The organism is Gordonia sp. (in: high G+C Gram-positive bacteria), from assembly GCF_047602025.1.
GTDB lineage: Bacteria > Actinomycetota > Actinomycetes > Mycobacteriales > Mycobacteriaceae > Gordonia.
Genome location: NZ_JASGII010000001.1, coordinates 2,384,168 through 2,397,511, shown reverse-complemented (window position 1 = coordinate 2,397,511; position 13,344 = coordinate 2,384,168). Strand labels below are relative to the sequence as shown.

The 13,344-nt window shown below is 67.6% G+C and carries 12 protein-coding genes and 1 pseudogene; 9 read left to right on the top strand and 4 right to left on the bottom strand.

Features of this window, described 5'->3' with window-relative positions:
- Window positions 1-44 precede the first annotated feature (44 nt).
- The 7 genes and pseudogenes from QM728_RS12015 (at window position 45) to QM728_RS11985 (ending at window position 8,376) form a co-directional block, all read left to right on the top strand.
- A complete protein-coding gene (locus QM728_RS12015) occupies window positions 45-1,184 on the top strand; it encodes an acyl-CoA dehydrogenase family protein (RefSeq protein ID WP_415032893.1) in 1,140 nt (379 codons plus the stop codon).
- A 10-nt stretch (window positions 1,185-1,194) separates the two neighbouring features.
- The gene (locus QM728_RS12010) at window positions 1,195-1,944 is read left to right on the top strand and encodes an ABC transporter permease (protein ID WP_415032238.1); all 750 of its coding nucleotides are present in this window, start codon (window positions 1,195-1,197) and stop codon (window positions 1,942-1,944) included.
- Window positions 1,941-2,768 carry an ABC transporter permease gene (locus QM728_RS12005; RefSeq protein WP_415032237.1) on the top strand — a complete coding sequence of 276 codons (828 nt, stop codon included), beginning with the start codon at window positions 1,941-1,943 and terminating at the stop codon, window positions 2,766-2,768. The genes QM728_RS12010 and QM728_RS12005 overlap by 4 nt, the downstream gene beginning before the upstream one ends.
- 28 nt (window positions 2,769-2,796) lie before the next feature.
- Window positions 2,797-4,113 carry an ATP-binding cassette domain-containing protein gene (locus QM728_RS12000; protein WP_415032236.1) on the top strand — a complete coding sequence of 439 codons (1,317 nt, stop codon included), beginning with the start codon at window positions 2,797-2,799 and terminating at the stop codon, window positions 4,111-4,113.
- A 40-nt stretch (window positions 4,114-4,153) separates the two neighbouring features.
- Window positions 4,154-4,363, top strand: a pseudogene (locus QM728_RS11995) (MbtH family protein); the annotation flags it as partial.
- Window positions 4,364-4,732: 369 nt separating this feature from the next.
- Window positions 4,733-5,026 (top strand): hypothetical protein, encoded by a 294-nt coding sequence (locus QM728_RS11990; protein WP_415032235.1) that lies wholly within the window; start codon window positions 4,733-4,735, stop codon window positions 5,024-5,026.
- Between the two features lie 41 nt (window positions 5,027-5,067).
- Window positions 5,068-8,376, top strand: a complete 3,309-nt coding sequence (locus QM728_RS11985) for a GH92 family glycosyl hydrolase (RefSeq protein WP_415032234.1) — start codon at window positions 5,068-5,070, stop codon at window positions 8,374-8,376.
- Here the strand turns inward: QM728_RS11985 and QM728_RS11980 are convergent.
- The 4 genes from QM728_RS11980 to QM728_RS11965 all read right to left on the bottom strand — a co-directional run bounded on the left by QM728_RS11980 (window position 8,359) and on the right by QM728_RS11965 (window position 10,897).
- On the bottom strand, window positions 8,359-9,099 hold the full coding sequence (locus QM728_RS11980) for an acetoacetate decarboxylase family protein (RefSeq protein ID WP_415032233.1): 741 nt from the start codon (window positions 9,097-9,099) through the stop codon (window positions 8,359-8,361). The genes QM728_RS11985 and QM728_RS11980 overlap by 18 nt on opposite strands.
- A gap of 100 nt (window positions 9,100-9,199) precedes the next feature.
- A complete protein-coding gene (locus QM728_RS11975) occupies window positions 9,200-10,189 on the bottom strand; it encodes an alpha/beta hydrolase (RefSeq protein WP_415032232.1) in 990 nt (329 codons plus the stop codon).
- Window positions 10,190-10,304: 115 nt separating this feature from the next.
- Complete coding sequence (locus QM728_RS11970; RefSeq protein ID WP_415032231.1) at window positions 10,305-10,559, bottom strand: hypothetical protein; 255 nt, start codon at window positions 10,557-10,559, stop codon at window positions 10,305-10,307.
- Between the two features lie 5 nt (window positions 10,560-10,564).
- A complete protein-coding gene (locus QM728_RS11965; protein ID WP_415032230.1) occupies window positions 10,565-10,897 on the bottom strand; it encodes a hypothetical protein in 333 nt (110 codons plus the stop codon).
- Between the two features lie 426 nt (window positions 10,898-11,323).
- Between QM728_RS11965 and QM728_RS11960 the strand changes: the two genes are divergently transcribed.
- Both QM728_RS11960 and QM728_RS11955 read left to right on the top strand, forming a co-directional pair.
- Entirely contained in the window at window positions 11,324-12,877 is a 1,554-nt protein-coding gene (locus tag QM728_RS11960; protein WP_415032229.1) for a hypothetical protein, read from the top strand.
- Window positions 12,878-13,064: 187 nt separating this feature from the next.
- Complete coding sequence (locus QM728_RS11955; protein ID WP_415032228.1) at window positions 13,065-13,247, top strand: YegP family protein; 183 nt, start codon at window positions 13,065-13,067, stop codon at window positions 13,245-13,247.
- Window positions 13,248-13,344 lie beyond the last annotated feature (97 nt).

The window sequence follows — 13,344 nt, the reverse complement described above, 5'->3', positions numbered from 1 at the left end:
CGGAAATCCAGGTCACGAGACATTAGTCTCGGGTTGTGAGGACTATGGACCCTGACGAACGGGTGATCGTCGAGACCGCTAGGGCCTTCGCGGACAAGCAATTGGCGCCAAACGCGCTGGACTGGGACCGGGATGAGCACTTCCCGGTCGACGTCATGCGGGAGGCCGCCCAGCTGGGCATGGGGGCCATCTACTGCGACGAAGAACACGGTGGTTCCGGGCTGCGCCGCCTCGACGGCGTGCGGATCTTCGAGCAATTGGCGACCGGCGACCCGGTCATCGCGGCGTACCTCTCGATCCACAACATGTGCACCTGGATGGTCGACACCTACGGGACCGATGAGCAGCGCGCCGCGCGGTTGCCGGGGCTCGTCGGGATGGACACCGTCGCCAGCTACTGCCTGACCGAGCCGGGCGCCGGGTCGGACGCGGCGGCGTTGACGACGCGCGCGGAGAAGGTCGACGGCGGGTATGTGCTCAATGGGGTGAAGCAGTTCATCTCCGGGGCGGGCGCCTCCGACCTCTACGTCGTCATGGCCCGCACCGGCGGCCCGGGACCCAAGGGCATCTCGACGTTCCTCGTCGACAAGGGCACGCCCGGGCTGTCCTTCGGCGCGCCGGAGACCAAGATGGGCTGGCACGCCCAGCCGACCGCCCAGGTGATCCTCGACGACGTCCGCGTCGGCGACGACGCGCTGCTCGGCGGCATCGAGGGCAAGGGCTTTTCCATCGCGATGACCGGGCTCAACGGCGGTCGGATCAACATCGCGGCGTGCTCCCTCGGCGGCGCGCAGGCCGCCTTCGACCTCGCGTCGGCGTATGTGGCCCAGCGCGAGGCCTTCGGCAAGGCGCTGATCGACGAGCCGACGATCCGGTTCGCCCTCGCCGACATGGCCACGTCGCTGCACACCGCGCGGCTGATGCTGTGGGACGCGGCGGCCGCCCTCGACGACGACGCGCCCGACAAGGTCGAGCTGTGCGCGATGGCCAAGCGGTATGTCACCGACGCCGGCTACCAGGTCGCCGACCAGGCGCTGCAGCTGCACGGCGGCTACGGCTACCTCACCGAGTACCGGGTGGAGAAGATCCTGCGCGACCTGCGGGTCAACCGCATCCTCGAGGGCACCAACGAAATCATGCGCGTCGTGCAGGGGCGGATCATCGCCGACCGCGTCACGCAATAGAGTTGTACCCATGAGGCAGTGGTGGGCGCTGACGACGCGCGGAATGGCCTCGATCCTGCGTCGCGGCGAATTCGTCTTCGCCCTGCTGTCCCCGGTGATCCTCGCGGTCTGCTTCTACCTGCCCCTGCGGTCGATGATGAACAAGGCGCCCGGCATGGACTACGCGTCCTTCCTGATGCCGGTGGTCGCGCTGCAGTCGGCCGCGTTCGTCGCCAGCGTCGCCGCGGTCCGCGTCGCCTTCGACCGCGTCAACGGCATCAACACCCGCTTCCGCAGCCTGCCGATGTCGTCGCTCGCCCCCGGTGCCGCGCGCCTGTTCGCCAACGGGGCGCTGCTCGTCGCGTCGCTGGTCGTGGCGGCCGTGGTCTGCCTGATCATGGGGTGGCGCCCGCACGGCGGGTCGTCGGGCACCATCGCACTGTTCGCCCTGATCTTCGTCGTCGGCATCGCGCTGATCCTGCTCGCCGACGGCATCGGCCTTCTCTCGGGCAGTCCCGAGGCCACCAGCCAGGTGCTGACGCTGCCGGTCCTCATCCTGGGCATGCTGTCGACGGGGTTCATGCCCGCCGAGCGCTTCCCGGACTGGATCCAGCCGTTCGTGCGCAACCAGCCGATCTCCCAGATCGCCCAGGCGATGCGCGCCCTCAACGACGGGAAGGCGACCACGGCCATCGTCGCGCCGTCGCTGTGGTGGACCGCCGGGCTGCTCGTCGTCGGCGTGGTGCTCATGGTGCTCGGCACGCGGAGGCTCGCCCAATGACGACGACAGCCGCGCAGACCGCGCCCGCGCCGGCGCAGACAACCGAGCGCTCCCTCGGCAACTGGCTGCGCAACAGCCTGATCCTGGCCGGCCGCCAGCTCGGGGTCACCCTCAGCGACGTCCCGACGCTCATCCAGATCATCGCCGTCCCGGTGGTCACGATGCTCCTGTTCAAGGTCGTGTTCGGCGACGTCGTCGGCCAGGCCTCCGGCCAGGACAGCGTCTACGGGACCGTGCCGCTGGTGGTGCTGGTCAGCGCGATGTTCGGCTCGGTGGCCAGCGCGGTGCGCCTCAACAACGAGCGACGGACCGGCCTCCTCGCACGCCTGCACGTCCTGCCGATCAACCGCGGCGCCGAGCTCACGTCGCGACTGCTGACCGAGGTGCTGCGCGTCGTCGTCATCACGGTCGTGCTGCTGGCGGTCGGCGCCGCCATCGGCTTCCGCTTCACCCAGGGACTGCTGCCCGCGCTCGGCCTGGTCCTGGTCGCCGTGCTGTTCGGCCTCATGTTCTCGATCGTGACGCTGACCCTGGCGATCAACGGCAAGCCCGGCTCGCCGATCGTGCCGATCATCTCGCTGCTGAGCAGCCTGCTGATGTTCTTCAACTCCGGGTTCACCCCCGTCGACCAGTACCCGAAGGTGCTGCAGCCCTTCGTCGAGCACCAGCCGATGACCCCGGCGATCAACGCGATGAACCACCTCGCGACCGGCGGCCCGGTGGCCGGCGACCTGCTGACGGTCCTCGCGTGGACCGTCGGCGCCATCCTCGTATTCACCTATCCCGCGGTCCGCGGCTATCGCCGCGCCGCCGTGGGGCGATAAGCACATGAGCGCAGACGGCGATCAGCACATGAGCGCAGACGAAGGGAAGTCGATGCCGCAATCGGAGTCGCCGCAGAACGTCTCCCCGGCGGGACCGGCCATCACCCCGGTGAGCCCGGCGGTGACGCCCAGCGCGCCGGCGGTCACCCCGTCGGTGAAGAAGAGCAAGAAGAAGCCGAAGGTCACCAAGGCGAAGGTGACGAAGTCGGCGAAGCGGCCGGCGGTGGCCGCCGAGCCGAACATCATCGCCGTGCCGAAGGCCTTCGACGACTACTACGGCGCCGAGTCGACTGCCGAGCAGGCCGTCGTCGACGCGCAGGCGGCACCCGTGGAGGTGGCCGCCGAACTGTCCCCGAAGCGGACGGCGGCGTCGCGCGAGGCCCGCTCGCGCATGGCGCTGGAGCCGCCGGCGATCGAGGTGATCGGCCTGCGCAAGGAGTTCGGCGACACCGTCGCGGTCGACGGCGTCTCGCTGATCGCCGAGGCCGGCACGGTGCTCGCCGTGCTCGGCCCGAACGGCGCCGGAAAGACCACGACCGTCAACATGCTCACGACGCTGCTGCGGCCCGACGACGGCGTCGCCCGCGTCGCCGGTTTCGACGTCGTCAAGGAGGCCGCCAAGGTGCGCGCATCCATCGCGCTCACCGGTCAGTTCGCCGCCCTCGACGAGGAGTTGAGCGGGCGGGCCAACCTCGTGTTGTTCGGCCGACTGCACGGACTGGCCAAGTCGGCCGCGCAGGCGCGCGCCGACGAGTTGATCGAGCAGTTCGACCTCGTCGACGCCGCCGATCGCCAGGTCGCCAAGTACTCCGGCGGCATGCGCCGACGGATCGACATCGCGTGCGGGCTCGTCGTGAAGCCGCGCGTGTTCTTCCTCGACGAGCCGACGACCGGCCTCGACCCGCGCAGCCGCCAGGAGGTGTGGTCGCTGATCGAGCAGCTCAAGGACGAGGGCGTCACGGTGCTGCTGACGACGCAGTACCTCGAGGAGGCCGATCTGCTGTCGGACTACATCGTCGTGATCGACCACGGCAAGGTGATCGCGTCGGGCACCGCCGAGCAACTCAAGGCGGCCACCGGCGGAACCGTGTGCTCGGTGACGCCGGCGCGCGCCGCCGACCTGCCGCGCCTGGCCGAGGCCGTCGCCGATCTGCTTCCGCCCGACGGCAGCGGGGTCGGGGAGACGTCGATCGGCGTGCCGGCGGCGTCGGGGACAGACATCCTGGTCGAGGTGGTGCGCCGCACGACCGCCGCCGGGATCGACCTGGCCGACATCAGCATGCAGAGCCCGTCCCTCGACGACGTGTTCTTGAAACTGACCGGCCCGGATCGGGCGACCGGCTAATTGGCATACTGGACGCAACACCTCTGAAGGAGATCATCAGATGACCAACCCCTTCGACGACGAAGACGGCCGGTTCTACGTCCTGGTCAACGACGAGAACCAGCACTCGCTATGGCCGACGTTCGCCGACATCCCCGCCGGGTGGACCCAGGTCTTCGGTGAGGACAGTCGCGAGGCGTGCCTGGCGTATGTCGAGGAGAACTGGACCGATCTGCGCCCCAAGAGCCTGATCGAGGCCATGGAGGCCGACGGTGTGGCGACGCCGGCGCCGGCCAAGAAGGCTGCGGCGACGAAGACCGCCGCGAAGAAGGCGCCCGCCAAGAAGGCTGCAGCGACGAAGACCGCGGCGAAGAAGACCACCGCCAAGAAGACTCCGGCCAAGAAGACCGCGGCGAAGAAGGCTCCCGCGAAAAAGAGCTGATCGCAGACACGCCGTCGTCAGTCGTGTGACTGGATAGGCGCAAGTGACGCGTTATGCTGCGGATTTTGCTTTTTCGTCACCCAAAAGGTGTCAATCCTCCATGTGCTGTGGCAAACTTGTGAGTGTTCTGGGAGTTTCCTTGAACATTCCGCACAGCCACCTCGGCGCCGCGGTACCCCGAGACTGTGAGGAATCGGAATGATGACCCAGGTTATCGACCACGTCAGCAACCGTGCGACGGCTACGCCGCGGTTGACCGCTGCCCGCTTCGGCGAGAGCGCGGTTTCCTTTGGCGACCTGGACAAGGCTGTGCACGACTACCAGGAAGTCCTGCACCAGCACGGCCTGAGCGATGACGCCGCCCTCCCGGCCGCGATCATGGCGACCCTGCCGGACGTTTCCACCGGAACCAACGTCGTCGAGATCATCGACTGGCTGCAGCGCGACCTCGCGCCCGCCGCTCCGGCCACGCGCCTGCGCGCCGTCGGCTAGACATCGCGACATCACAGCGCCGCGCCTGACACACTGGGCGGGTGCCCTCCACACATTCTGACAATCACCCCGCCGCGCTGATTCGCGGCTCCGGTCCCGCCTACGCGGTCAACGCGAAACCGGGCGTCGGCCTAACGTCGGCGCACCCGTGGGGCTACTCCTTCACCGGCAAACCCGGCCACCCGTGGCGGACCGTCGTCGTCGACACCGGTCTGGAGGGCCGCGAGGTCCCGGCGGGCGCCGCACTGCGCTTCGCGGTGTTCGGGGTCTTCGACGCCGACGAGCCCGACGTGCGCGACGGGTATGCCGCGACGGCCGTCGCCGTCGACCTGCTCTTCACCGATGGGACGCGGCTGTCCGACCGTCGCCCGGTCGACCAGTACGGCACGGTCCTCGATCCCGTCGCGCAGTATGAGGCGCGCATGCACGGCGTCGACCAGTGGTCATCGCGAACAGTCTCGTTGGTCGCGGTTGCCGGACGCACCGTCGAGCGCGTCGAGCTGGCCGGCGTCGTGCCGTTCCGGTTCGACGGTCGCCCGCACCCGCGCGTGCAGAACGGCTTCGTCGACCGCATCGACATCGTCGACGACGAGTCCGCCGTCCCGGGCGAGCCGATCGATTTCGTGCGCACGACGCGCGGCACCTTCTCGTCGGACCGGTTCTCCCGCGGCGGGTGTGCGCCGCTGGTCGCGGTGCCGCACGGCTTCGTCTTCGGCCTGCCGATGACCGACGGTGGCAATCGCGGCTGGCCGTACTCGTATCACGAGGCGAGCCGCGTGCAGTCCAATCCGCCGGAGGACCGCTCGACCGATGACGGCAGCGTCCGCCCGGCGCTGCAGGCGTTCGCGACGTCGCACATCCCGTCGCCGTGGATGGGCGACCGCGGCAGCTTCCAGGTCTTCCCGCATCCGCTGGCGCACCCGAAGCCCGACCGCGGTGATCGGGCGCTGCCCTTCTCGCACGACGACGAGCTCGACCGGCCGCACCTGTACGCCGTCACGCTCGACGACGGCATGCACCAGCCGATCAAGGCCGAGCTCACCGCCGGGTCGCACTCCATCTGGCTGCGCGCCACCTACGGCGGCGACACCGGATCGCTGATCTTCGACAGCTTCGACAACGACGGCCACCTCGACCTGCCCGATCCGGTGCCGGGCAAGAAGTACGTCGCGACCGGCTATGTCGACGGTCCGGGCGGGCTCACGCACGTGCCGCGCACCTACGTCCACATCGAGGTCGACGGCCGGGTGCTGACCGCGCACCGGTTCCCCGGGCACGAGCGGGAGAACGTGATCGGGTCGCTCACCGTCGGGCTCAAGGCCGACAACCGCGCGGTCACCGTCGGCATCGGCGTCTCGCACATCAGCCTCGCGCAGGCCAAGCGGAACCTCGCGCAGGACCGCCAGAAGACCTTCGACGCCATCGCCGCAGACACCCGCGCCCAGTGGGAGGAGATCCTCGGCCGACTGCGCCTCGAGGGGGCCTCACGCGACCAACTCACCGCGCTGTACTCGAGCCTGTACCGGGTGCACCTGTACCCGAACAACGCGTCGGAGAAGACGACGAAGGGCTGGCAGTACGCGTCGCCGTTCGCCTATCCGCAGGACGTGAAGGACACCAAGACGCGGACCGGGCGGCGGATCGTCACCGGGCGGCTCACGGTGACCGACGGGTTCTGGGACTCGTATCGGGCGAGTTGGCCGCTGCGCACGCTGATCGCGCCGAAGCTGACCGGCGAGCTCGTCGACGGCTTCGTCGAGCACTTCCGCGAGGGCGGGTGGGTGAGTCGGTGGTCGGCGCCGGCGCCCGCCGACATCATGACCGGAACGTCCAGCGACGCGGTGTTCTCCGACGCCGCCGTCGCCGGGCTGGCCGAGCACGGGGGTTTCGACGAGTTCGACGCCTACGACTCTTGCCTGCGCAATGCGACGGTCCCGTCGCCGAGCCGGTTCGTCGGGCGCAAGGGCATGGAGCGGTCGATGTTCACCGGCTACGCCGACACCGAGGCGCACGAGGGGATGTCGTGGACGATCGACGCCGCGATCAACGACGGTGCGATCGCCGCGTTCTCCGCCCACCTGGCCGAGAAGCACCCCGACCACGAGCGGCACGCCGAGTTCGTCGCCAACACCGCGTGGTTCGCCGCGCGGGCCCAGCGGTACGCGTTGATGTTCGACCCGCAGACCGGCTTCTTCCGTGGTCGCGAGCCGTCGGGGGCGTGGCGGTCGGGACCGTTCGACCCGCGCAACTGGGGTACCGACTACACCGAGACGAACGCCTACGGCACGCGGTTCACCGCGCCGCAGGACGGCGAGGGCCTCGTCGCGCTGTACGGCGGTCGCGAGCAGTTGGAGGCGCGTCTGGACGAGTTCATGGCGCTGCCGGAGACCGGGCGCCCCGAGTTCATGGGCGGCTATCCCGTCGTCATCCACGAGATGCGCGAAGCCCGCGATACCCGGATGGGCATGCTGGCGCTGTCCAACCAGCCGGCCCACCACATCCCGTTCATGTACGCGTTCGCCTCGCGCCCGGGCAGTCGGGCGCACGCCAAGACGCAGGCCATCGTGCGCGACGCCGTGCACCGGTTGTTCGTCGGCTCCGACCTCGGCCAGGGATACCCGGGCGATGAGGACAACGGCGAGATGTCGGCGTGGTTCCTGTTGGCGGCGTCGGGGCTGTACCCGCTGACCATCGGCAGCGGGCAGTACGTGCTGTGCGCACCGGCGTTCGAGCGGCTCACCTGGACGATGGAGAACGGCAAGGTGCTCGACATCGTCGCGCCCGGGGCGTCGCCGGTGAACCGCTACATCCAGGCGGTGACCATCGACGGTCAACCGTGGGACTACATCACCGTCGACCGGGGTCGGATCCGCAAGGGTGCGGTCATCCGGTTCACGCTCGGACCGGAGCCGTCGGACTGGGCCGCCGGCAGTGTGCCGCCGTCGTTGACCCCTCCCGGTTTGCCGCCGAAGCCGCCGATGGACCTGACGTCGCCGGTAGGTTCCGGCGCGTTCGGCGTCGACGGCGCGAGCAGTGCCTTCGACGACTCGTCGGCGACGGCGTCGGTGGCGTTGAAGCGCGGCGACGAACTCGGGTGGGACTTCGGCGGCTCGACGGAGATCGACCACTACACGGTGACCGTCGCCGCGTCCGGCGAGTATTCGTGGCGGCTGCAGGGCCGCGGCGCAGACGGCGAGTGGACGACGCTCGACAAACAGCAGGGCGTGGCGTTCCGGTGGGAGAAGCAGACGCGGATCTTCGCCGTCGACGGCCTGGAGTCGGCCTATCGGATCGTCGCCGACAAGAAGGTCGACGTCGCGCAGCTGGAGTTCCTACACCTTCGCCGGTGACAGGATCGTCGCGTCCTGGAACTCCATCTGCAGCTTGCCGACCGACGACGTCATCAGCGCGTGGCGCGAGAGGTCGAGGGTGCGCAGCTCGTCGGCGATCGGGTGGCTGCCGAGGGTGAGCTTGGCGCCGCCGATGCGTGTGCGGACACCGCTGGTCTCGGTGAGGTGCCACGGCGTGCGTCGCAGGACGCCGTCGAGGTAGGAGTAGGCCTGCAGCGTCGCCTCGCCGCCCTGGTCGGGGACGGGGATGCCGGGGGAGAGGGTGAGGTCGACGATCTCGTGGCCGTCCTGGCGGACCGCGCCGTGCTTGCGCGACGAATCGTGGTCGACGTCGAACTCGGCAATCGTCTTGGGGAAGCCCCAGATGCCGCGGCCGGCGGCGAGGGTGAAGTCGCCGTCGACGGGCAGGTGGTGGATGAGCGCGCGGGCGTCGGACTTGGCGAGCGAGCGGATCGACTGCAGCGGGGAGGCGGCGGGCTGGTCGGGGTCGTTGACCAGGAAGCAGACGCCGAACTCGTGGTACGGGCCGAGGTCGCCGTCGATGTACTGGACGAAGACCAGCATCGCCATGGTGCGCGGCTGCAGGAAGCGGCGCGGGTCGAGGCTGCGGGGGTTGAGGATCATCGGCTGCAGGCCGGTCGGCGCGATTGCCTTGCCGACGGCGTCGGCCGACGCGCTGAAGCCCGCGACGAAGCAGCGGGCGTTGCGGATGACCACGGGCATTTCGACGGTGGTCCCGAGGACCTCATGACTCTTGGGCACTGCGACTCCAGAAACTAGAACGTGTTCTCGTTCTTATGGTCGCATAATCGAGCCGAGTGGACTAGCGCGTCCCCAGATCCCGGGCGAGCGACGGCCAGGTGTTGTGCAGGTCGTCCTCCCAGTAGCCCCACGAGTGGGTGCCGCCGGGGCGCGTCGTCAGCTTGAACGGGATGCCGAGCGAGCGGAGTCGGCCGGCCATCTGCTGCGTGCACTCGTTTACCGCGGCCTCGATGACGCCGCCGACGACGGCCTGGTTGGCCAGGACGAAGGCGTCGCCGCCGATGCCCTTGTCACCCAGGTTCTCGTGCGAGCCGGGCAGGCCGGTGCCGGTGGTCATGTAGATCTTGGTGCCGCGCAGGCGGGGGGCCTGGATGTACGGATCGTTCTTGCGCCAGCCGGGGCCGTTGAGCGGGCCCCACATGTTGGCCATGTTGGCGCCGCCGCGGTCGACGACGAGCTTGATGTACTGCTGGCCAAGGGTGTCGCTGGTGCGGGCGCAGCCGGAGAAAGCGGCGACCGAGCGGTAGAGGCGGGGCTTGGCGATGGCGAGGTTGAGCACCGACGTGCCGGCCATCGAGATGCCGGCGATCGCGTTGCGCTTGGAGGTGTTGAACTTCGCGTCGATCAGCGGGGGCAGTTCCTTGGTGAGGAAGGTCTGCCACATCGGCTTGCCGAGCGCGCGGTCGCGGCGGACCCAGTCGGTGTAGTAGCTGAAGGCGCCGCCGATGGGGGTGACGACGTAGGCGTTCTTGTTCTTGAAGAACTTCGTGTACTTGGTGCGCGCCGCCCAGGTGGCCGAGTCCTCGCCGCCGCCGGCGCCGTTGAGCAGGTAGAGCACGGGGCGCGGCTTGCTGCGGTCGCGGGGGAGCAGCACGGTGATCGGGAACGACTGGCGCATCGCGGCCGAGTAGACGACCAGCGTCGTCTCCTGCTTCGAGTCGTCGTAGCTGCTGATGATCCGCGAGACGGGTGCGGCCTGCACGGCACCTGCACACACGGTCGCTGCCGCCGCTGAAGCCAGCAGTGATCCGGTCAGGGTCTGTCCCCGCACGCCAAGTCCTTTCGTCGAACAGTCGCGAGGGTCGAGAATACCGGGTCTTCCTGGGACAACACTGGGAGGTGTCCGGGTTGGGGCCGGATGTGAGCCGTTCTGAGACTTGGCGCGTTCAGCGGGCGGCTCGTTGGTCGCGACGTGTGGCGACAACGGTCTCCATGCATTGCCGAATAAATGCCGTAGGCCGCTGCCCGCGATCGGCAGCCATCTGACGCACCTCGTCCAGCACATCTTTGGGGAAGCGAACGGTGATGCCGATCATGGCGTCGCTCTGCACCGACGTATCGAGCGCCGCCTCTTTCAAGACGTCGCTCAGGTCGGTGGAGTCGTAGTACTCGCGGGCCTTCGCGAGCTCGTTCTCGTTCATTTGGTTCACCTGCCTTTTCGTCTGAAGGTGCGCTTCTCGCGTTCTGTTTGTTCTCGGGCCGTCACCACGAAGCAGTCGCCGTGGTCTGCTGTCGGATCCAGGGCGTCCGCGACGACGATGACGAGGTATCGGCCCGCATACGTCTGCCCAAACACGATCTGTGCCCCATCAGGTGCCGTGGCGATGTATCTGGGCGCCTCAAAGAGAGCTTCTTCGACCTCCGAAGGGGCAACTCCGTGCCGTGCGATGTGGTCTTCGCTGTTCTCATTCCACAGAACTCCCTGGTATCGGAATCCATTGTAACGCGATTCGTAACGCGATGTACCGTAGTCGCTCACGTTCGCCCCCCGACGACGCATGTCCAAGCCTTCGTGACCAACGTAGCGAGCAGGTCCGACATCAGGGCCGGTCAAGATCCGGGTCGACTGCGGAGGTGTTGACCGCCAGTACCTGTGACGGGCGGTGCTGATGTGACGTTCCGCGGAACGCTTCAGCGGCCCCGACGTGCGGCTGTCTGACTACATTCGATGTCAGATGGGGCTGCTGACCTGCGATTTTGGGTGATTCGGCCTGGACCTCGGTCCATTTCGGGCCGCGAGGCGAAAAAGACGCCGCGTTCGTCGCAGGTCAGAACGCTTTCCAAATCTAAGTGTGATGTGGTTCACTATCTGTGTCTGGGTGTTTTACTCAGCAAAGATCGACCGTCGATCCAGTCAGCCGCTGGACGCCCAGGTCGATCTCACGAACTGAACGCAGGAGGCGTCGTGAAGGCAACGAAGCACAACGACGGGGGTCGGGGGACCAATCGAGCGGCTCGCCGCAAGAACATGAAGCTGCGAGGTGCGGTCGCGGGTGTGGCCGTCGCATCCTCGCTCGCACTGGGTGGTGCGCTCGTTGCCCCGCCGGCGCCGGCGCACGCGGCGTCCAACGGGTACCTTGGAGGGGTCGCTCTCGACCCACAGGGTGTCGTGGAGAAGTTTCCCCTAGGGGATGTCATCTGGCCTGGCATAAAGGGCCTGTTCGGCGATAGCAATTCTACGGCGATCCTGCCGTTGTCGTTCGCAGTCAGCGCCGCACCCAAAGGGCAAAGTGCGACGGCATTCGCCATGATTGGCCTAGCTATGGCAACCGGCGACCTCGACATCGCCAGCATCTTGAAGGCGCCCGGTCAACTGGTTTGCCTTGGCGGTTTGACTATTGCGACATCGTCAAATGATGGCGCCTGTGCGAACGCGCTTGGGGTCCTGTCTGGTGACTACAACCCGAACGACAAATCAGTATCGGTCGGGCTGATAAACCCGCTTGGTGTCATTGAGGTAATCAGCGACCCAACTGGCACCCTCCTCGATATGCTCAAGAACGTTGGCGACGGAGACTCGAGGACGATTCAGAAGCTGCTCACTAAGGACTTCGCGCGCTTGGGGCTGAGTGTGGGCGGTCGTACGGGCTCTTACGGGCTCCCGAATCTTGTGGCCGTAACCAGCGACTACTTCTTCCAGAAGCCGATCACGATTGACTGGTTGGGCCAGAAGGTTACGATCTTCCCTCAGCCGACGCTCACGGGCACCACGAAGGCGGCCACCACGCCGAACTACGTCGCGCTGCCGAACGTCCAGCTCTCCAGCCTGGATACGTCCAAGTTCCTGCCGGCGATTAGCGGTCTCAGTTTGAGCAACTTCAAGATTCCTGGCGCGGATATCCTCGACCTGCTCGGTGATCTCGGACAAGTGGCGGGAGGCGGTTCGCCTCTTGGCAAGACTGCCGCAGCTCCCCAGACGTTCTCGCTAAACGTCGACGACCAGCAATCAACCGGCGAACTGGTCCAGAGCACCCTGACCGCGTCTCGGATTGCTGGTGACTCGCGAGCAACGACTGACCCGCAGGTGCTGCCCAACGGATCGGCTCCTACAGGGTCTGGCTCGCCGACGCCCGCTACTGCTTCTGTGCCCAGCAATACGACCGGTGCGAACGTCAATGGCACGAACGGCACCGGTTCGGCGACAGGCGGTGAAAGTGGTACCGGTGCTGGCAGTGTGCCGAGTGGCAGCCCTGGCGGATTGAACGTCACGCCGGATGCCGGGTCGCAGTCCGGCGCCGGTGGCGCCGCTGACAGCGGGTCCCCAAGTGGCAACCCTGGCGGCATGAATGTCACCCCGGATTCCGGGGCGCAAGGTAGTGGTGGCGCGGCCACTAACCCTGGAGTAGGTGCGCCTAATCCGGCGACCGGTGGCACCACAACACCTGACACTGGCGGCGGGGCGCCCGACTCTGCTGCGGGTACTTCCGCTCCGAGCGGTACGGCTGGCCCGACGGGTTAGCCCTAACGACCCAGCGCCCGCCGCGACCACCCCCCGGGTCCGGCGGGCGCTGGCATTTTGGACGCGACTCGCCGTCGAAAGTCCCGCTAAACAGCGCTCACCATCACCAATTGGGTGTTTGAATGAGTGAAGACCGGTTGTTCCTCGCAACAGTGGTTGCGGGGCCGGGCTCCTAGAAGGGGACAGCATGGCTGGCAAGTTTGAGGTGTTCGAGGCAAAAGACGGCAAGTACCACTTCCGGCTGAAGTCCGGCAACGGCGAGATCGTCGCCCAGAGCCAGGCGTACAAGACCAAGGAATACGCCCTCAACGGCATCGCGGCGATCAAGCGTGACGCCGCCGACGCGCCAGTCGTGGATGTCGAGAGCTGATCAAAGAGCTGTCTCTGCAGCCGCTGCGCCCGTCGTCGACTCCGGTCGTCGGCGGGCGCAGTCAGTTGAGGTCTCGATACACCGGCTCGCTTCGCTC